The organism is Bradyrhizobium sp. 153 (genome assembly GCF_023073835.1).
GTDB lineage: Bacteria > Pseudomonadota > Alphaproteobacteria > Rhizobiales > Xanthobacteraceae > Bradyrhizobium.
The window spans coordinates 41,506-61,520 of the sequence record NZ_JADPKH010000100.1; the positions used below are offsets into that span (position 1 = coordinate 41,506).

Below are 20,015 nucleotides of genomic sequence, written 5' to 3' on the forward strand. Positions count from 1 at the left end.
TTCGGGGCGTGGAGTGGGAGGACAATGTGCCGAGCCGATGCTGAAAGCTAGAGCATTACAGATATGCGTTGATATTTACAGATATGTGAAAATGAACTGCTTAGTCGCGGGCTTTCGTCGCAGGTGTGAGGTCCTCCCTTGAGACGAATTTGTCGATGCCTTCGCGCAACGATCTGAGGATCTGCGTTCGCTTGGAAACCAGCCGTTCAACCGGGCCCCCGACGCCAATCGCCAGGATGCGACCATGACGCCGCTCCGGGAGCAACATGCCAATCACTCCAGCACCGGCTGTAACGGTATGAAGGGAGATGACGTAGCCATCTTTGCGGATCTTACGGAGTTTTTGCATCAGCTCCTTCAGGTCGACCTTCTTCTTTCGGTCCTCTTCTTCGAAGTTGATGCGGCGCACGAGCTTCTCGACCACATCATCCGAACGGGCGCTCAATAGCATCCATCCAAGGCCCGAGCGCGCGAGGGGCCGGATCGTCCCTGGTCTGATCGAAAACTGGATCGTGCGCGGTGATGGCTGAACATGGATATATTGCATGTACAGGTCACTCTGCGTTGCGATGCTGACGGTCTCTTCCGTTTCCTTGTTGAGGTGGTTGACCAGCGCCGAAATTCCACGCTCGCCGAAAAGCGCGCCCTGCACCCAGTGTCCGAGCTGAACGATCCGCATCGTCGGCATGTAGGTCCGCGAATAGCGGTCGAAATCGACATAGCCGAGCACCACCATGCTCTTGAGGACCGCGGACGCGCTGGAGACGGGATAGCCGAAGCGCAACGCGACCTCCTTGAGACTCAACGGTCGCTGCACTTCATCGAAATATTCCAGTATTTCGAACAGCCGCTTGGCCGTCTTGATGACCTCTTTGGACATATTTCCTCGCTTTCTTTTTCACATAGATAGAAAAGTTTTCCCGTGGACGAAAGTTATTTCGCGGAATCCTCGTGTTTGCTACAAGGCGCTCGCCAACAGAGGTCGCCAATGGTTTCCGCCGAACAGATGAAGTTCGAAGTGTCCGATCGTGTTGCGACGATCACGTTCGACCGGCCGGACAAGATGAACGCCTGGACGTCGGTCATGGAGAGCGAGCTGCGCCGCCTGATGACGATCGCGTCCGAGGACGTCGGCGTGCGCGCGATCGTGATCACCGGCGCGGGCCGGGGCTTCTGCGCCGGCGCCGACATGGGACGCCTCTCCGACGCATCGTCGGGAAACACGAGCGCCGCCCCCCCGGTGGTCCCCGCGGAAAGTGACGATGATCTGGCGCAGCGATACAGCTACCTGCTCGCCGTCCCCAAGCCGATCATTGCGGGCATCAATGGCGCCATCGCAGGTGTTGGTCTTTGCATCGCGTTGTATTGCGATTTGCGCTTCATGGCCGCGGGTGCAAAGCTGACGACATCTTTCGCCCGGCGCGGCCTCATCGCAGAACACGGCAGCGCCTGGATGTTACGTCAGCTCATCGGGCCGATGAATGCCGCGGACCTTCTTCTTTCGGGGCGCGTCGTCGAGGCGGCGGAAGCCGAGCGGCTTGGCCTCGTCCGAATGTTGCCCGCAGACACTTTTCGCGAGACGGTTCAGCAGACCGCGTCGGATTTCGCCAATCTCTGCTCGCCCCGATCCATGCGCATCATCAAGCAGCAACTCGCGGCAGCCCCTCGGCAAACGCTCGCCGAAGCAACGCAGCTAGCGAACAGGGAAGTCGCGATCTGCCGGGGAACCGAAGACTTCAAGGAAGGCGTTGCCCATTTCGTCGAAAAGCGCGCGCCGCGCTTCACCGGCAAGTAAACGCGAGCTCGTGGTCATCTTAAATTGGTGTGAGGTCCGTGCTGAGCGCCTGCCCCCGATCATCGAGGCGGCCGGGCTCGGCTCGGCGGGGGCAATATTGTGATCAGCCGTGACCGGCAAGGAGCGCAAGAAAGCTGCTGCCTTACGTGGTGATGCTCCGCTCAACATCGGCCTCGACACCATTCGTTGCTAACGCCAATCTCGTGGGCGGGAGTGGAAGTAGCAGCAGGCCCCAAGTCGCATTTCCCGAATGGTCTCGCGAATTACTAGGAAAGCGTCATGGCCTACCTTCCCGTCGGGCCGCAGTTAATAGGTCGGATCAGGTAGCGAGGGTCGGTATCCGCCTGCCAACGAACTCATCTCGATGGCCCGCGTGGATTCCAGCGCGATCTCGTCGAGTTCCTCCTTGGTCACCTCAATGAATTGGTCTCGAACTGGTATCGCTTTACGATTTCCTCGTTACGATATCCTCGTTGGGCACCCTCATCGCCGGTATCACGTCAACTTTAAGGTACTTGATGCGGTGCCCAGTGGCCCGTTGAGCTGGTTCAACGCGAACTTCTCGCTCTCCGATGTCGCCAAGTATACGTGTAACTCCGCTTCACTTTGCTCCCTGAGATGCTCGCATCGGTTCTGAGGCAACGAAGCGCAGCGGGCTGGTTGGTCAATCACGTGTTTTGCTAGTGCGATGCTAGTATGGACACTGCTGTGTCGTCATACTCGGACAGCAGTCGGCAAGTCTCCGAGTCATTCGCAATGGGCCAACCATCGTCAGGCAGGACACGACGGAAACCCAAGTCCAGCGGACACGCTTGAGCCGATCTGGATGGCTATGCGACAGTGACGGCCTTGCCGTCGATGGCCGCCTGGATTTCAGCTTCGCTCAGGCCCGCTTCGCGCAACACCTCGCGCGAATGTTCGCCGAGGCGCGGCGCCATGCGATGGATGCCGGCCGGACTTTCCGAGAACTTCGTGGCCGGGCGCGCCTGCCGGATACGTCCTTCGGTGGGGTGGTCGATATCGGCGAACAGTCCGACGGCCGCGAGATGCGGCTGCTCGCCGATCTCGGTGATGCGGGCAAAGGCGGCGTGCGGCACGTCCAGCCGCAGCAGCAATTCCTCCCACTCCGCGGTGGTGCGGGTCGGGCCGATCTCGCTCATGCGGTCGTAGATCTTGTCGATGTTCTGGGAGCGCAGCACGGGATCGCGCACGCCGAGTTCGTCGCTCAATTCAGGGCGGCCGACAGCCTCGAAGAAAGCGCACCAATTGTCCCCGGAGTAGGGCAGCATCGTCAGCCAGCCGTCCTTCGTCCGGACCGGGCGCCGGTTCTTCATCCGCTTGTAGCCGGTCGGCCCGATCGGCGGATCGAAGGCATGGCCGCCCAGCATCTCGATGCTGTTGAAGCCGGCGATGGTCTCCAGCATCGGCACCTCGACCATCTGGCCCTGCCCGCTGCGTTCGCGCCGGAACAAGGCGGCAGAGACGGCGCCAGCCATCGCCATCGCACAGATCTTGTCCCCGATCAGGCTCGGTACGAATTCCGGCTCCTCGTCCGATCCGATCGAGGATGCTAGGCCGGAGGCGGCCTGAATGATCTCGTCGAACGCGGGGCGCGCTGCCCACGGGCCGTCCTGGCCGAAGCCCGTCGCCGCGGCGTAGATCAGCCGTGGATTAAGTTTTGCGCAATCACCATACCCGAACCCAAGTCGCGCCATCGCGGCTGGCCGCACATTGGTAACGAGCGCGTCGACGGTCGGGATCAGCTTCGCCAGCGCGGCCTTGCCTTCGGGATGCTTCAGATCGAGCGCGAGGCTGCGCTTGTTGCGGTTGACCGCCATGAACTGGCCGCTCATGCCGCGGTTTCGAAACACCCCGGTGTAGCGCCAGGTGTCGCCTCCAGGCGGTTCGACCTTGATGACATCGGCGCCCCAGTCGCCGAGCATCTGCGCAGCATAGGGACCGAACAGCACGCTCGTCAGATCGAGAACGCGGATACCGCTGAGAGGGCCGGTTGGTGCCATCGTCTCTTCACTGTCGTTGGAGGAACGGTTGCGGGGGCAAGTTCGAGCAGGCTAGGCTGCCGCCCTGCCCGCCCATTGTATTGCGTCGACGCTATTCGCCGATCACGTCGCCGAATAGCTCCCAGGACTTGCCGTTGAAGCGCGCCATCTGCAACTGACGGATCGGCGTCACCTGCTGGGCCGAGGTGTTGAGCTTGATGCCGGGCAGCAGCATCGGCAGCTCGACATCATTGAACGACTGCGTCTGCTTCATCAGATTGGCGCGCGTCAGATCGTTGCCGGCGCGCTGCAGCACCAGCTCCATGATCTGTGCCATGGTGTAGCCGGTGACGTTGAAGATGTCGGCAGGATCCGCTCCGGAATTGTAGGTCTTCATCCATTCGCGCCAGGCCTTCATACCGGCGTCATTCTCCCAGCGCGGATCGCCGGGATCCTTCTGGAAGGCGCCGGTGACGATGCCGACGGAATTTTCGAGCCCGGCCGGTACCAGCACGGAGCCGACGGAATTGGAGACGGCAGGAAGGATGATCTGCGGCTTCCAGCCGAGTTCGGCGATCTTCTTGATCGCCTGCGCCGCGAATTTCGGCGTGCATTCGTTGAAAACAACGTCGGCGCCGGCGGCCTTGAACTTGACGATCTGGGAATCGACGGTCGGGTCCGTCGTCTCGTACACCGCTTCCGAGACGATCTGGTTGACGTGCTCGCCGAGACCTTCCTTGAAGCCGGCGAGGTAGTCGCGGCCGGGATCCTCGTTCGGCGTGATGACTGCGATCTTGGCGTCGGGCTTGTTGGCCAGAATCCATTTGGCGTAGATTCGGCCCTCGGTCCGGTAGGTCGGCTGCGAGCCGGTGGTCCAGGGGAAATGCTGCGGATCATTCCAGCGGCTGGCGCCGCTCGACGGGAACAGCTGCGGGATCTTCTTGGCGTTGAGATATTTCTGCGCCGCGATGTTCGGGCCGGTGCCGAGCATCGAGAACATCGCCAGCACCTCGTCGCTCTCGGTAAGGCGCCGAACCTGCTCGACAGTCTTCGACGGCGAATAGCCGTCGTCCATGCTGAGCAGCTCGATCTTTCGGCCGTTGATGCCGCCCTTGTCGTTGAGCATCTTGAAATAGGCGATCTCGGCGCGGCCGATCGCGGAATAGGCGGAGGCCGGCCCCGAATACGGCATTGTCTGGCCGAGCTTGATTGTCGTGTCCGTCGCACCCGTATCGTAGCTTCCGGCGATTGCAGCCGAAGCGGCACAGAAACTTGTGAATAGAGCGACGGCGCCAAGCCCGAATTGTCTTCTCTGCATTTCTAGATTTCCTCCTGCCAAGACCATGGCTGCGAGTTGTTGCGCCGCTCGGCCTTGGGTCGTTTGTTCTTGATTGTCCTAAGCCGCAGTAATCTCGACATCGGCCAGGGAGCTTATACTCGCGTTTTGCCCTTTGAGATGTACCGGAGATGTCAGACGCTTATGCGCCACTTGCAACCACTCCGTTTGTGAGGCGCATCGTGACATTTCCCCTTGTGAAGCGTCGCCGTTTGTTTCGGACCGTCGCAATGGACAGGTCCCCCGCTAATGACTGGACCGAACCTTCAGGAGGGCATTAATTAAGCCCTGGTATAGCGCCGCGACCGGATTTCGATGGGTTAGACATGCCTAGGACAAGAAAGAAAGCGTTGGCGGATAGCCACATCACGGAAGCTACGAGCTACGGGCCTCCGGCGACCGGATCGGTCAAGTCGGCGGGACGTGTGCTGCGAATTCTCGAATTTTTCGACGAGATCCAGCGCGACGCGCGCGTTGCAGAAGTAGCCGAGCGGCTGGAATTTCCGCAATCGTCGACCTCGATCCTGCTCAACTGCCTCGTCGAGCTCGGCTACATGGACTATCTGCAGGAAAGCCGCAGCTTCCTGCCCTCGCCGCGCGTCACCTTGCTCGGAACCTGGCTCGACAAGGGGCCTGTCAGAAACGGCAGCCTGATACGGATGCTCGAAGAGCTGTCCCAAAAGACTGGCGATACCGTCATCATCGCCGCCCGGAGCGGGATCTATGCGCAATATATCCACGTTTTGCAGGCGCGAGCGACCATGCGCTTTCATGTTCCGCCAGGGTCCAGGCGCCTCGTGGTCTGGTCGGCCACCGGGTTTGCGCTGCTGAGCGCCAGCAGCGACAAGGAGATCCGCAGCCTCTGCACGCGCACCAACGCGGAAGCCGCGCTCGACATACCGCGCATCGACATCAACCGGGTGCTCGAGAACGTCGAGCGCACGCGCCATGAAGGCTTCTTCTTCTCGGCGGGTCTCGTCACCCCTGGCGCCGGATCGATTGCCGTGCCGCTTCCCGCGAGTATCGATGGCTGGAACCGGGCGCTTGCTGTCGCGGTGTCGGGTCCTCTTCAGGATATCACGCGGCGGCAGACGGAGATCGTGGCCCTGCTCAACGATGTCGTGCAGCGCTATCTCCGCCCTATATCCTCGAGCTAGAGCGCACCGGCAGCTGCCGGCCCGTCGACGAGCAGCGGCCACAGGCCCTCGCCGCCCTGCGCGCAAATCATCCGGCCGATTTTTTCCTGCCACCAGGGTTCAGCCCCCCATTCGTCGCGCCACGACCACAGACGGCGGGTGGCGTAATGCAGCGGATGCTCCTGGGTGAACCCCATCGCGCCATGGACCTGATGGCAAAGGGCCGCGACCTGCCCGGCGGATTCGCCGCAGCGGGATTTTGCGATCGCCACAGCCAGCGCGTCATCGCCCAGCCTCGGCGATTCCGTCAGCGCATCGCCTGCCGCCGATGCGGCGGCAAAGTGGCCTGCCGCAATCGCCAGCATGTGCTGGATCGCCTGGAATTTCGCGATCGGGCGGCCAAACTGGACACGCTCATTGGCGTAGGACAGCGCATAATCCATGCACCGCTCCATCCCGCCGATCATCTGCTGGACACGGATGGCAGCGCCAAACGGCATCAGGCTATCCGGGCCGAGACAGGAGGGCGCCGGCAGGATATCGCTCGTGGCGAGTTGCACACCGCTGAAGTCGACATCTTCGCGTGGCTCATAGGCGACGTTCCGCCGCAACTTGTTCGAACGCGCTTTATCGGTCGGTACGCGACAGAGGAAGGCCTTGCCATTCGCGTCGCGTGCGAAGACGAGCGCCGTCGCTGCCTGTTTGCCCCAGGCGACATGCCGGGCCACACCTTGCAGAGTCGCGCCCGTGGCGCTTGATGCGAGCGCGACGCGATCCTGCGGATTGACCGGCGCAAGCGTCACCGCTCCTGCGATAACCTCGCCGCCGGCGTCGGTCCAGAGCGCGTTGGCTATCATGGTCTCCGCCAGCGGTAGCGGGACGGAATGAAATGCCGATCTGCGGATCAGGTTTGCCGCAACGTCCGCGGCCAGCCCCGCCCCGCCTTTCATTTCGGTCACCAGCGCCAGCGGCAGGCCGGCATCTTCTACCGCACGCCAAAGCGCATCTGGCCATTGACCGGAGTCGGCCGCCGACAGGACCTTCTTGTCGATGTGTTGTGCGAACAGGCGGTCGGCCTGCTCGAGCACGATTGCGGACATGTCTTCCATGGCGTCCTCCTCGTCAGCGCAGGCCGAGACCGCGGGCAATCATCCCGCGCAGGATTTCCGGCGTGCCGCCCCGAATGGTGAACGACGGCGCGTGCAGCAACACATGCGCCATCGCCTGTGAATACTCGTCGTCGTCATCGAGACTTGCCTCGATCGGCAGCAGCTTCCGCACCATTTCCGGAACCTCCCGTTCGAACGCCGTGCCGACGTCCTTGACGAGGGCGGCCTCCGTCTCCGGGCTCTCGCCACGCTCCAGGAGCCCGGCGATCGACGACGACATCCGACGCAGCGTGGCGAAGTGCGATGCGAGCCGGCCGATCTCGACCGCCTGTCGCTCATTCGGCTCCCGCCCGACCTTGTCGACGAGTTCGACCAGCAGCCTGATGTCGGACATGAAGCGATCCGGGCCGGCGCGCTCGAACGCCAGTTCGCCCGTCACGCGGGTCCAGCCTTCCCCCGGCTTTCCGATCATCATGTCATCGGGAACGAAGCAGCTCTTGAAGAACACCTCGTTGAACTCGTGGCCGCCCGACACGTTCATGATCGGCCTGATCTCAATGCCCTCCGAGCCCGTATTCACGATGAACTGGGACAGACCGGCATGACGGTTCTCGTTGGGCGGCTCGGTGCGGGCGAGCACGATCAGGTAATGCACGCGATGCGCGTTGGAGGTCCAGATCTTGGTGCCGTTGATCACCCAGCCACCTTCGACCTTGTCCGCCTTGGTGCGGGCCGCCGCAAGGTCGGAGCCGGAGTCGGGCTCGCTCATGCCGATACCGAAATAGCACTCGCCCGCGGCAATCTTTGGCAGGATCAGCTGCCGAGCCCGCTCGCTGCCGTGCTTGAGGATCTGCGGGCCGGACTGCCGATCCGCGATCCAATGCGCGCCGCCCGGTGCGCCGGCCGCCAGCATCTCCTCGGTTACGACGAAGCGCTGCAGGTTGGAGTACTCGCCGCCACCATACCGCTTCGGCCAGGTCATGCCGATGAAACCGGCCTTGGCGGCGCGTTTGCTGAATTCCGGATCGAATGTCGACCAAGACGTCCGGTGGGCCGCGTAACCACCATTGTCACGCTCCTCCTGCAGGAAGGTGCGGACCTTCCGCCTCATCTCGTCGGCCTCGGGCGGCAACGTCAGGGATTCGAACCGGAATGCGCGCAATCAAGCCTCCATCAATCGAATATTGTCGTTCAGCTGAACTCCAGCCATCAAGCGCCCCGGAACACCGGCTTGCGCTTTTCCAGGAACGCCGTCACCGCCTCGTGCTGATCGGCTGTATACTGCACCAGGGCCTGCATGCTGGCCGCCATCTCCAGATGGGTGCCGAGATCAATCGCCCCGGAATCGCGCACCAGCTTCTTGCACATGCGGATCGAGTGCGGCGGGTTCGACGCGATCTGCCGTGCCATTTTGCGGGCGGCATCCATCAGTTCGGCCTTCGGCACGACATGAGACGCCAGCCCCCAGGAGAGCGCCTGCTCCGCCTTGATGAAGTTGCCCGTGAACGTCATCTCATAGGCGCGGGAGAGGCCGACCACGCGCGGCAGGAACCAGGCACCCCCGTCGCCAGACACCAGACCGACGCGCATGAAGCTCTCGGCAAACTGTGCATCGTCCGCCGCGATGCGGATGTCGCACATCAGCGACAGGTCGCAGCCGGCGCCGATGGCAAAGCCGTTAACGGCAGCTATCGCGGGGACCTCGAGGTCATACATCGCCATCGGGATCTTCTGGATTCCGTGGTGATATCCGCGCCGGATTTCGGCGGGAATGCCGCCGAACAGACCTGTACGATCACGCATTTCCTTGACGTTGCCACCCGACGAGAAGCTTTCTCCCGCCCCCGTGACGATCACGCAGCTGACCGACATGTCCTGATTGATGCGCTGGCAATGGCCGACCAGCGCATCGACGATGGACGGCGACAGCGCGTTGCGCGTCTCCGGCTCGTTGAGCGTGAGTATGACGACCCCGCCATCCTGCTCGTAAGTTACACTGTCCGACATGTCTTGCCTCACTTGCTCTGGCTGCTGACGAATACCGTGTTCGCGGCGTCCATGCCGAGCTCCGCAAGAATCTCGGCCGTATGCTCGCCCAACCGCGGCGCGTGGCGGCGCAGCCGGAACGGCGCCGAGCTGAACGACACCGGCGCCCGGATGGACTTGTAGGCCCCCTCCGACGGGTGCTCGGCCCGGCTGAACATCCCGACCGCCTTCATGTGCTCGTCTTCAGGCAGATCGGCGAGGCCAAGCACGGGCATGCAGGGAATGCTGACGTCGTCGCAAAACGACACCCATGCGGCCGTGGAATGCCTTGGGGCTTCCTCCTCAATGATCTCGTAGAGTGTCTCGAGATGGGCTGCCCGCTCGACCAGAGGAAAGAAGCGGGCGTCGGATTTCAGTTCAGGGCGACCCACGAAATCGAAGAAGTCGCGCCAGTTGCGGTCCGAGTAAGGCAGGATGCACATGTATCCGTCGCCGGTACGGAACGGCTTCCGGCGTGGACTGACGACGCGGCTATAGCCGGGATTGCCGAGAGACGGCTCGAAGGCGAAGCCCAGCAGATGCTCGATATAGGCGAACTCCGCCGTGGTCTCGAACATCGGTACCTCGATCGCCTGACCGCCGCCACCGCGCTCGCGCTGGAACAGCGCCGCCATCACCGAATAAGCGATCGCCTGCCCGGACAGCTTGTCGCACAGCACCGTCGGCATAAAGGCCGGCTCACCGCGCGCCGCCAAATGCAATGCCGCGAGCCCCGAGCCGGCCTGGATGATATCGTCATAGGCTGCCTTGTCGCTGTAGGGCCCCTTCTCACTGAATCCATAGGCGCCGCAATAGATGATATCAGGCTGGATGGCGCGGACCGCCTTGTAGCCAAGCCCAAGCTTGTCGATGGCCTTGGGCCGCAGCGAGTGGACGAACACGTCGGCTGTCGCGATCAGCTTGCGCAGGGTATCCATCCCCGACGGCTGCTTCAGGTCGAGCACGACGCTGCGCTTATTGCGGTTGAGATGGAGAAAGCCGCCGGCCATGCCCTCATGGCGATTGGGCCGATAAGTCCGGAAGGAATCACCCTCTTCGCTCTCGATCTTGATCACGTCAGCCCCGAGATCGGCCATGATGTGGGTCGCAAACGGTCCCATGATCACGTTGGTCAGGTCGATGACGCGGATTCCGCCCAACGGGCCGTCTGCAGGGGTCGTGTCCATCCCGAAGCTCTCTTGTTCACTGGCCGCGGCTGGCGCGTGCCGCGCGGGACGTCCAACTTCTACGTGATTGCAATTCGATCAATACGGTTCGGCACGATCGCGCCAATTATCACATATGCGATTGAATACGCTGCATCGCTCTCTTGCTGGGGGGAACGCGATCCAACATAGTTCGCCCAACGAGAAAAAGATCGGGAGAGAACGATGACTTCGACGAGCCGTCGCCAGCTTGTAGGCGTGATCTCGGGGGCAATTGCGTTGGCCTGCTTTGCAGCGCCAGCTGCGGCCGCCGAGAAATGGGATCTCTACATCTACAATCCCGTGGCGACGGTGGCGGCGGCCAAGGGCATGACTGCAATCACCGAGCAGATCGAGAAGGACACCGGCGGCGAGCTGTCGGTCCGGCTGCACCTTGGGGGCTCGCTTCCGATCAACACCACCACCATCACTCAGGCTGTTAGCGACGACGTCGTGCAGATGGGCGACGACGGATATTTTCTCGGCAACGTGCCGATCGGCGGCGTCCTGCGACTGCCGATGCTGATCCGCTCGCTCGATGAATACAAGAAGGCGGCGGACATCATGGCGCCGTACCTGGAGAAGGCCTTCGAGAAAAAAGGCGTCCTGGTGCTGGGGCAATATCTCTACCCCTACCAGGTTGCCTTCTCGAGCAAGAAGCTGACCTCGCTGGCCGACATCAAGGGCCAGAAGATCCGCGTGACCTCGCCCGAGCAGGGAGAGTTCATCAAGCGGCTCGGCGGTGTGCCGGTCACGCTCGGCGCCCCCGAAGTTCCCTCCGCGCTCGACCGAAACATCGTCGACGGCGTGCTCACCGCGAACACCGGCGGCGGAAACACCTGGAAGGACCTGCTGAAGTTCAACTACCGGCTCGGCATCAACTATTTCAATTCCGTCGTCATCGTGAACAAGGAGCGCTTCAACAAGTTGACGCCGGAGATCCAGGCCAAGGTCCGCAAGGCCGTCACCGACAACATGCCGCTGATCACCAAGGCCATGGCGGATGAGGAAGACAGCCTGAGCAAGAAGTTCGCGGAAGGCGGCATGACGGTGACGGAGCAGCAGCCCGGCGATCTCGATGTCGGCACGAAGACGATCTCGGCCTATTGGGATGAATGGGCGAAATCGAAGGGACCGGATGCTGCGGCCGCGCTCAAGCAGGTTCGTGCGGCGCTCGGCCGGTGATCGATCATGGCCAGCAGCATCGAGATCAGGGAGGTGGCGCCTGACGGCGCCGTCCACCTTATCGACAACGTCTCGTCGGGCCCCAGTCCGGTCGAGAAGGCCTCGGAAGCGATCTGCGCGCTCTTCCTGATCGCCATGATCATCCTGATCGGAGCCGAGGCGATCGCACGCAACGTATTCGCGACGTCGCTCCAGATCACCGACGAGATCGGTGGCTATCTGCTGGTGGCGATGACATTCCTGAGCATGTCGGTTGCCGAGGCCCATGGCGCGTTTCACCGGGTCGAACTGGTCCAGGCCCGCCTCGGACAATCCGCCCGGCTCGTGTCGCAGATCGTCTTCGACCTGATGTCGCTGGTCGCCTCCGCCTTCATCACCTGGCAGCTCGCGCGCCTGGTCATGAACTCGTGGCGCTCAGAGGACGTGGCGCCCACGCCGCTGCAGACGCCGCTGTGGATGCCGCAGACCACCATGGCGCTCGGCACGTTCCTGCTCTGCCTCGCCATCGTCCGGACCATCCTGACCAAGGTTCGCCGCCTGCGCGGGAGTGCGCAGCCATGACCCCCGGGGTCGAACTGATCCTTGTCCTCGCGATCTTCGTCGGCCTGCTCTGCGTGGGCATGACGATCCCGTTTGCAATCACCGTACCCTCTGTCCTTTATCTGCTGCTGCACGCGGGTCTGCCGGGATTGAAGGGCATCGGCCTCGTCAGCTGGGGCAGCATGAACAGCTTTACGCTGAGTGCGATCCCGCTGTTCATCCTGATGGCCGAAATCCTCCAGGAAAGCCGGCTGAGCCTGCGGGTCTATCACGGCCTGTCCAGGCTGGTGTCCTGGATCCCCGGCGGCCTGCTGCAAACCAACATCGCGGGATGCGCGATCTTCGCCGCCATCAGCGGCTCGAGCGTGGTCACCGCCGCCTCGATCGGGCGCGTCGCGCTGCCGGAACTGCAGAAGCGCAAATACAGCCCGCGCCTGTCGGCGGGCTCGCTGGCAGCGGGCGGCACGCTCGGCATCCTGATACCGCCGAGCATCGCGATGATCGTCTACGGCACCTTCACCGAGACGTCCGTCGCAAAACTGTTCATGGCCGGCGTGATGCCGGGCTTGCTGCTGACCGCGATGTTCATGGCCTATATCGCCATGCACGCCTGGTTCAGGCCTGGAATCGCTCCGCGGGAAGACGGCGCCCGGTCGGCTCGTGAACTTCTCTCGGCCCTGCTCGACGTTATCCCCTTCATGGTGCTGATCGGCGGCACCATCGGCAGCATCTATTCGGGCCTGGTAACGCCGACCGAGGCTGCGGCCGTCGGCTGCGTGCTGGCGATGATCATCGCGGTGTTCTGGGGCGAGTTCAGCGTCGCGATTCTCTGGCGCGCCCTGCAAACCACCGTGCGCGTCTGCGGCAACATCCTGTTCATCGTCTATGCCGCCTTCCTGTTCTCCTACGCGATCAGCTACGCCGGAGTCGGCGAGCAGATCACCCAGTTCCTGGTCAACCTGAAGCTCTCCAAGCTGGAGTTCTTCTTTGCCCTGTTTGTTCTCTACACGGTGCTGGGCTGCCTCGTCGAAAGCCTCGGCATGATTGTGGTTACGGTGCCGCTGCTCTATCCAGTTCTGGTGCAGTACGGTATCGATCCGATCTGGTTCGGCGTGATCCTGGTGCTCTTCATCGAGATGGGCCAGATCTCGCCTCCGATCGGCATCAACCTGTTCGTGATCCAGAGCATCTGGACCGGCAAGCTGAGCGACGTCGTGGCGGGCACCATCCCGTTCCACCTGATCATGTTCGTGCTGCTCGGCCTGCTCGTGATCTTCCCTGAGATCGCAATGTGGCTGCCCTCGCAAGTCACTGCCGTTCCCTGAGCGAGTTGCCCCGATGTACGCACCACCCGAAGAGATCAAGACCGAGGTCTTCGCCCGCCTGCCTGACAAGTTCCGCCGCAAGGACCCCGACAATGCCTGGTCGCTGGTCAACCGCCGCGGACTTGCCGCGGATTCCTTCCTTGAAGGCCCGTCATTCGACCGCGACGGTAATCTCTATATCGTGGACATTCCCTACGGACGCATCTTCCGCATCTCGCCCGCCGGAGAGTTCGCGCTGGTCGCCGAATACGACGGCGAGCCGAACGGACTGAAGATCGCGCGCGACGGGCGGATCGTCATCACGGACTATCGCCATGGCCTCATGACGCTCGATCCGGCCAGCGGCAGGGTCACCTCCATGCTGGAGCGGCGCTGGTCGGAGCGCTTCAAGGGCGTCAACGACCTGGTGTTCGCCGGCAATGGCGATATCTACTTCACAGACCAAGGGCAGACCGGCATGCACGACCCGACCGGCCGTGTCTATCGTCTGCGCGTGGACGGAACGCTCGACCAGATCGTCAACAACGTCCCGAGCCCGAACGGTCTCGTGCTCAACGGCAGCGAACACATCCTCTACGTCGCCGCCACGCGCGGCAACGCGATCTGGCGGATCCCGCTGATGCCCGACGGTACGGCATCGAAGGTCGGCATCTTCATCCAGCTCTCAGGGAGCCTCGGCGGACCGGACGGCCTTGCGATGGACGAGCAGGACAATCTCGCCATCGCTCACGCCGGTCTCGGCACCGTCTGGATTTTCAGCCGTCTCGGCGAGCCGCTCTATCGGGTCCGTTCCTGCCAGGGCCTCGCCACCACCAATTTGGCCTATGGTGGCCCTGACAACAGAAATCTCTACATCACGGAATCCGAGACCGGCTGCGTGCTTGTCGCGCGCCTTCCTGTCGCTGGACGAGTCATGGCATCGCATCGATAGTGCCGGACCAGGTTGGCAAGGTTAGAGACCGAGCAGCCCAAATCTGTTTGTTACGAAGAATGAAAGGACAGCCTTCATGTTGAGGAAGGTTCGAACGGCAATATTGATGCTTGGCCTGACCGCCTCGGGGGCCGCGATGGCCGCGTGGCCCGACGACAAGCCGGTCGAGGTCGTCGTCGGCTTCGCCGCTGGCGGCGGCACCGACGTCATGGCGCGCAAGCTGCTTCCCTTCGTCGAAAAGCGGCTCGGCGGAAACGCGCGATTTGTCGTTCTCAACAAGCCCGGCGCCGGCGGCGAGATCGCGTTCGCCGCGATCGCACGCGCAGCCCCGGACGCCTATTCGATGGGCGTCGTAAACGTGCCCGGCTACAATTTCCTGCCGATGACGCGGAAGACCCAGTATACGATGGATGAAATTCGCCTGGTCGCACGCGTGGTCGACGATCCCAGCGTGATCGTCGTTCGCAATGACAGCCCGTTCACGACTTTGGCAAGCGTGCTCGACGCGCTGCGCAAGAAGCCCAGTTCGGTCACCTTCGGCCACAACGGCGCCGGCACGAACGGCCATCTGGCTATCCGCATGCTCGCCAAGGCTGCTGGCGTCGAGCCGAACGAGATCTCCTATCGCGGAACCGCAGCACAGAGGACCGACGTCCTTGGCGGTCATCTCGATGTCGGAATGGTCAGCCTGAGCGAGGTGCCCGAACTGCACGGCACCAACAAGGGAGCGCTCCGGGCCATCGCAATCTTGTCGAACGCTCGTTCCACCTCCTTGCCCGGCGTACCCACTGGAGAAGAAGCCGGCGTTTCCGTCATCATGACCGCGGAGCGCGGCTTTGCGCTACCGAAGGGGGCACCTGACGATGTCGCAAAAAAGCTCGAAGCTGTAATCGCTGAGAGCCTAAGAGATCCCGACTACGTCAAGAGCTCACCTGGTGATGCTCCGGTGCTCGCCTTCATGCCCGGTACCGAGTGGCAGAAGCGCCTCGACGAGATGACGAAGGCGTTGCAGCCTCTCGCCGGCGAGTTGGCGGAGCCGAAATAGCTCAGTCGATCTAGCGAGGCGGGTATATCGGTCCGTCACGAACTGGAAGGATTGCCCGGCGCGCGCGAGCAATCCTCCAACAAGTACGGCCGTTCAGGTGCATGCTGAGCGGCAGGCCATTGACCACCCTGTCCTCTTTGCATGCTCAACTGCGCTGACGCACTCTATTGTCAAGCGCGCCATTGTGGCCGCTCTTAGAAGGGCTAACCACTTCGGTCACAGCATTCTTATTACACAAGAGACTTCCAAGACTACGCCAAACTACGCGATAGCTGCCCGCAGCACTACTCCCACTCCTTCATTTCGAACGACGCTTCGCCGTTGATCTGCAAGCATAATTTCAGATCTGACGATCTGACGGACAAATGCCGCGGTACATCCGGCTCCTTGAACTCACAGGAAAATTCACGCCGCTCGAAGAAGTGACGCCTTTGGCAAGCAATCGACTGAACGATCGCGTGTGCAAGGCCGTGAATGGCCAGCAGCTCATACTTGCACTGCGTCGCTGAGATACCGGGATCGGGAAATCGCCGGCTTGGTCTGCACGAGATCGCTCACGCCCCCTAGACGTTGAGGTCACTTCGCGCCAAGCAACCTCAAGACCAAGTCAAGTTCAGGTGGGGCTAGACAGCTGATTTGCCTGACGACACCCGATCGACAGCCGTTCAAAGGCTGAGGCAAGCCAGGGCGCTCAACCAACTAGTAGCCGATTGCAGCTCCCTCATACGTGGATCAGACCGTCCACTCAGCATCCCGCTTTGTGGATCCACAATAAATTCCACGGGCATAACCATCTCATTCCAAGCGCCCCGGCGATTGATGATGTTCGCTCTCTGCGCCAGCCCATCGACGACATCATCGGCCCTCCAGGTGCAGGGTGTCCCGCGCCTCGCCCAGGCCGAAACGTCGTGCGGAATGCAGGTCCTGATCTTACCTGGAAGCGCAATTGAAATCCTCCTTTGTCGCGTGGACTGTTGAGCCCGCGCCGAAACCGCGAAAGCGGTACTCGCAGTAGATGCAATAAATCCCCCTCCTCATTCGAGCACCCCGCGGTGATGGAAGCGGTGTTGACGTCGACTTCGGGGTGGCCTGGCAGCAGCATGCTGACCTATGGTTATTCGGAAATCGCGTCGCCGGCAGTCCCTCTCGCGCGGCAATAGCGCTGGCGAAGCCGGGCACTATCAGCCCTGCGATGGCCGCCAATGCCACGACGCCGACGGCGATCATACTCGGAACAGCAGCCATTGCGTTCGCCCGGGGAGTAGCAGGATCACAACCATCCCCGCTCCGAACATCACTACTTGGAGGCACATGAAGACCATCGCCGATCCGGCGATGTGCTCTAGGTCACCTGCATCCCGCACTTGCGCAGCACCGTCTTGGCAAAGCCGAATGGCGCCGGCGTGAACGGGCCAGGTGGCGCGCGGGTGATCAATGCGACGACGCAGAGCGCGGACACCGCGAGCCAGAAGCACAGCCAGAAGCCATCGATATAGGCGAGCACATTGGCCTCGCGCTGCACGAAGCCGGCGAGCGTGCCGATCGCTCGCGCCGGCGCCGATCCCGCGTCGTGAGCTGAGAAGTGATCGGCGAACTGCTTCAGTATCCGCACCACATCGACATTGCCGACCTCAAGGTTCTGACCGAGATAGAAGGAATGGACCTGCTCGCGGACGCGCAGCCACGTCCCCATCAGCGCCACGCCGATTTCGGCGCCGCCAAGGCGCATGATCTGGATATAGGCAGCAAAGGAGGTTGCGCGGCTGGGGTCGGAGTTCGACAGCAGGGTGATGATCAGGGGCAGCAAGGTCAGCGCCTGCCCGATCGCCTGCAGCAGCACGATGCCAACAAAATCCTCGCGCGCCCAGTCGTGGGTGAGCCGGGCGCCCCAAAAATTGGCCGCGGCAAAGCAGGCAAATCCCACGACCACCACCGTGCGCGCATCGAAATGCCGCAGCAGCCAGATCGAGACCGGCACCAGCACGAACATCGGCAAGGCGCCGTAGCTCAGCAGGAGCAGGCCGCTCTGCTCTGGCCTGAGCTGGCCGATCGCGGCAAGGAAGTTCGGCACCAGCGAGGCGTTGGACAGGCTGGTCAGCGTATAGAGCAGGATCACAATCAGCCCCAAGCCGATATTGCGAGAGAACAGCACGTTCACGTGCGCCCACGGCTGCCCGACCAGTGACTCATTAAGAAGAAAGGCTGCGAACAGCACCGCGCCGGCCACGAGCAGGGCCATCACGGTGCCCGAACCGAGCCAGTCCAGCCGATTGCCCTGATCGAGGCCGGCATAGATCATCGAAACCGACGCGCCGAGCAGCAGCATGCCGCCCCAATCGGCATTGCGCAGAAAGGCGCGGTACACCGGCTCGTTCGGCGTGCCGAGATAAACCATCAGGCCCATCAGCGGCGCGATGACGACGCCCTGCCAGTACAGCCATTGCCAGCCGAGATGGTCTACATAGAACCCGACCAGCGACGTCGAGGTGTCGAGCGCAAAGCCCACGCGAATCGCATAGATCGAGAGTGCCGGCAGCCACCAGCGAATTGGCAAATTGCGGAACACGATCATCAGCGCCGCCGGAACGAAGGTGCCGAGCAGCAGGCCGTGCACGACACTAAGCGTGAGCAGCGTCGGATAGTCGTGCACGAACGGGATGGCCAGCGAGACGCCGGCATAGACGAGACTTGGGATGCCGAGCACGCGGCGCAGGCCGAACACGGTGGCCAGCCACGCCACTGCGGGCGCGATGAAGATCTGCGAGCCAATACCTGCGGTGGAGAGCCAGGCACCTTCGTCGAAGGAGAGCGAGAACGCGCCGCGGAGATCGGGCAGGCCGACCGTACTCAGGCGGCTGTCGAAATTGGCGAGAAACGAGCCGAGCAGCACCGCCGCCACGGCGAACAGCGGCCGGGGGGCGGCGCCACCGCGCGAGACCGGTCCGCGATCGCCGTAGTTATCGTCCGCCATTGCCGCCCTTGGTATCGATGTGCGTGACCACGGACATGCCCGGCACGAGGCGCGCCAGCATTGGCTGGCCCTCGTCGAGCTGGATGCGGACGGGAATGCGCTGCACCACTTTGGTGAAATTGCCGGTCGCGTTGTCCGGCGGCAGCAAGGCGACCTGGGCGCCGGTCGCGGGCGCAATGCGCTCGACCCGGCCGCGCAGCTTCTCACGCGGGAAACTGTCGACGGTGATCTCGACCGGCTGGCCCGGCGCGACATGCGTGAGCTGGGTCTCCTTGTAGTTCGCGACCACATAGACCTTCGGCAACGGCACAACGTTGACGAGGTTGGTGCCGACATTGACGTAGTCGCCGGGCTGTACCTGACGCTCGCCGACCACTCCATCGAACGGCGCCGTGATCCTTGTGTAACCGAGCTTGAGCTTGGCACTTGCCAGCGTCGCCTTCGCCGCCTCGACATCGGCGGCGCGCTGCTTCCTGGTGCCTTGCAGAACTTCGAGCTGATGCTGCTGGGCCGCGATCACCGCGCGGCTCGCGCGCACGTCGGCCTGCGACTTGGCGTAGGCGGCGACTGCTTGCTCGAACCGCTGCCGCGTGCCGGATTGGGTCTGCGACAGCGATTGCTGCCGCTCCTGCTCCTGCCGCGCCTCGACCTCCATGGCTTCGGCCGACAGCCGCGCCGCCTGCGCCTGGGCGATCGTCGCATATTGCAGCTCGATCTGGTTGGCAAGATTGTCGAGCGCTGCCTGTGCCGCGGCGACATTGGCCTCGGCCTGTGCGACTAGCGCCTCATAATCAGCCGGATCGAGCTGGACAAGGAGATCGCCGGCGTTGACGCGTTGGAAGTCGGTCACGCCGACGCTCAGAACTTCGCCCGAGACCCGGCTCGAAAGCCGCGTCAGCTCGGCGCGGACATAGGCGTCATTGGTGGTCTGGATCGCCGCATTGCCGACCCACTCGTCGAAGCTCAGCGTCGCCAGCGCGACAAAGCCGAGCGCGACGACTACGGCGAACAGTGGGATCGCGAACCGGCTCCACAGCGAAGTTGCCGTCCGCTGCGTTGGCCTGGGCGGCGGGGCCGGTAATGCGTTCTGTACCTGTTGGCTCACGACACCACTCCAGTTCCCGCCGTCATCCCGGGCGATCCGCGCGGAGTGGATCTGCACCTCGGTCTGGTCAGGATCGCCAAAGCACCCTAGCATTCATCGGAATGAATTGTGAATGTTTGGGGCGAAGACGCGAGGAAGCGGTCAGGTGCCAAGACGCGTGCCTCAGAACGCGAACTGCGTGCGCATCGCGACGGCGTCGAACTTCGAACCGACATCGGCGGTCGAGATCGGCGAGGCCTGCCGTGACACAGTTCCGTGCAGGTAGTCGAGCATGAAGCGGACGTTGCCGTTGACGTACCAGTTGAGC

General features: G+C 62.6%; 17 protein-coding genes and 1 pseudogene. 7 read left to right on the forward strand and 11 right to left on the reverse strand.

Annotation, left to right across the window (positions count from 1 at the left end):
- Nucleotides 1–100: 100 nt before the first annotated feature.
- The gene (locus tag IVA91_RS25730; protein WP_247279471.1) at nt 101–880 is read right to left on the reverse strand and encodes an IclR family transcriptional regulator C-terminal domain-containing protein; all 780 of its coding nucleotides are present in this window, start codon (nt 878–880) and stop codon (nt 101–103) included.
- 108 nt (nt 881–988) lie between these two features.
- On the opposite strand from IVA91_RS25730, the gene IVA91_RS25735 reads away from it, so the two are divergent.
- On the forward strand, nt 989–1,795 hold the full coding sequence (locus IVA91_RS25735; protein WP_247459418.1) for an enoyl-CoA hydratase-related protein: 807 nt from the start codon (nt 989–991) through the stop codon (nt 1,793–1,795).
- A 240-nt stretch (nt 1,796–2,035) separates the two neighbouring features.
- Here IVA91_RS25735 and IVA91_RS25740 read toward each other — a convergent pair.
- From IVA91_RS25740 to IVA91_RS25750, 3 genes and pseudogenes are all read right to left on the reverse strand, one after another.
- A pseudogene (locus tag IVA91_RS25740) lies at nt 2,036–2,437 on the reverse strand (Ku protein); the annotation flags it as partial.
- A gap of 188 nt (nt 2,438–2,625) precedes the next feature.
- Nucleotides 2,626–3,816 carry a CoA transferase gene (locus IVA91_RS25745; RefSeq protein ID WP_247279472.1) on the reverse strand — a complete coding sequence of 397 codons (1,191 nt, stop codon included), beginning with the start codon at nt 3,814–3,816 and terminating at the stop codon, nt 2,626–2,628.
- 91 nt (nt 3,817–3,907) lie between these two features.
- Nucleotides 3,908–5,113 carry an ABC transporter substrate-binding protein gene (locus tag IVA91_RS25750; protein WP_247279473.1) on the reverse strand — a complete coding sequence of 402 codons (1,206 nt, stop codon included), beginning with the start codon at nt 5,111–5,113 and terminating at the stop codon, nt 3,908–3,910.
- A 344-nt stretch (nt 5,114–5,457) separates the two neighbouring features.
- Here IVA91_RS25750 and IVA91_RS25755 point away from each other — a divergent pair, with 344 nt between their 5' ends.
- Nucleotides 5,458–6,288, forward strand: a complete 831-nt coding sequence (locus IVA91_RS25755; protein ID WP_247279474.1) for a helix-turn-helix domain-containing protein — start codon at nt 5,458–5,460, stop codon at nt 6,286–6,288.
- Here the strand turns inward: IVA91_RS25755 and IVA91_RS25760 are convergent.
- From IVA91_RS25760 to IVA91_RS25775, 4 genes are read right to left on the reverse strand one after another with little or no spacing between them, the layout of a single operon-like run.
- Nucleotides 6,285–7,376: an acyl-CoA dehydrogenase family protein gene (locus IVA91_RS25760; RefSeq protein ID WP_247459419.1), complete on the reverse strand. Its 1,092-nt coding sequence runs from the start codon at nt 7,374–7,376 to the stop codon at nt 6,285–6,287. The two genes, IVA91_RS25755 and IVA91_RS25760, sit on opposite strands and share 4 nt — an antisense overlap.
- Nucleotides 7,377–7,389: 13 nt before the next feature.
- A complete protein-coding gene (locus tag IVA91_RS25765) occupies nt 7,390–8,538 on the reverse strand; it encodes an acyl-CoA dehydrogenase family protein (RefSeq protein ID WP_247279476.1) in 1,149 nt (382 codons plus the stop codon).
- A 47-nt stretch (nt 8,539–8,585) separates the two neighbouring features.
- The gene (locus IVA91_RS25770; protein WP_247279477.1) at nt 8,586–9,383 is read right to left on the reverse strand and encodes a crotonase/enoyl-CoA hydratase family protein; all 798 of its coding nucleotides are present in this window, start codon (nt 9,381–9,383) and stop codon (nt 8,586–8,588) included.
- 8 nt (nt 9,384–9,391) lie between these two features.
- Nucleotides 9,392–10,588 carry a CoA transferase gene (locus IVA91_RS25775; RefSeq protein ID WP_247279478.1) on the reverse strand — a complete coding sequence of 399 codons (1,197 nt, stop codon included), beginning with the start codon at nt 10,586–10,588 and terminating at the stop codon, nt 9,392–9,394.
- 204 nt (nt 10,589–10,792) lie between these two features.
- On the opposite strand from IVA91_RS25775, the gene dctP reads away from it, so the two are divergent.
- From dctP to IVA91_RS25800, 5 genes are all read left to right on the forward strand, one after another.
- Nucleotides 10,793–11,791: a TRAP transporter substrate-binding protein DctP gene (gene dctP, locus IVA91_RS25780; protein ID WP_247279479.1), complete on the forward strand. Its 999-nt coding sequence runs from the start codon at nt 10,793–10,795 to the stop codon at nt 11,789–11,791.
- A 6-nt stretch (nt 11,792–11,797) separates the two neighbouring features.
- Nucleotides 11,798–12,352 (forward strand): TRAP transporter small permease, encoded by a 555-nt coding sequence (locus tag IVA91_RS25785; RefSeq protein WP_247279480.1) that lies wholly within the window; start codon nt 11,798–11,800, stop codon nt 12,350–12,352.
- Complete coding sequence (locus tag IVA91_RS25790; RefSeq protein WP_247279481.1) at nt 12,349–13,656, forward strand: TRAP transporter large permease; 1,308 nt, start codon at nt 12,349–12,351, stop codon at nt 13,654–13,656. Before IVA91_RS25785 ends, IVA91_RS25790 begins: the two co-directional genes overlap by 4 nt.
- Before the next feature lie 13 nt (nt 13,657–13,669).
- On the forward strand, nt 13,670–14,587 hold the full coding sequence (locus IVA91_RS25795; protein WP_247279482.1) for an SMP-30/gluconolactonase/LRE family protein: 918 nt from the start codon (nt 13,670–13,672) through the stop codon (nt 14,585–14,587).
- A gap of 76 nt (nt 14,588–14,663) precedes the next feature.
- The gene (locus IVA91_RS25800) at nt 14,664–15,632 is read left to right on the forward strand and encodes a tripartite tricarboxylate transporter substrate binding protein (protein WP_247279483.1); all 969 of its coding nucleotides are present in this window, start codon (nt 14,664–14,666) and stop codon (nt 15,630–15,632) included.
- 1,342 nt (nt 15,633–16,974) lie between these two features.
- Here IVA91_RS25800 and IVA91_RS25805 read toward each other — a convergent pair.
- The 3 genes from IVA91_RS25805 to IVA91_RS25815 all read right to left on the reverse strand — a co-directional run.
- On the reverse strand, nt 16,975–18,603 hold the full coding sequence (locus IVA91_RS25805) for an MFS transporter (RefSeq protein ID WP_247459430.1): 1,629 nt from the start codon (nt 18,601–18,603) through the stop codon (nt 16,975–16,977).
- Nucleotides 18,590–19,708 carry an HlyD family secretion protein gene (locus IVA91_RS25810; RefSeq protein ID WP_247279485.1) on the reverse strand — a complete coding sequence of 373 codons (1,119 nt, stop codon included), beginning with the start codon at nt 19,706–19,708 and terminating at the stop codon, nt 18,590–18,592. Before IVA91_RS25810 ends, IVA91_RS25805 begins: the two co-directional genes overlap by 14 nt.
- A 162-nt stretch (nt 19,709–19,870) precedes the next feature.
- A partial coding sequence (locus IVA91_RS25815) for a porin (RefSeq protein ID WP_247279377.1) occupies nt 19,871–20,015 on the reverse strand: 145 nt, incomplete at its 5' end.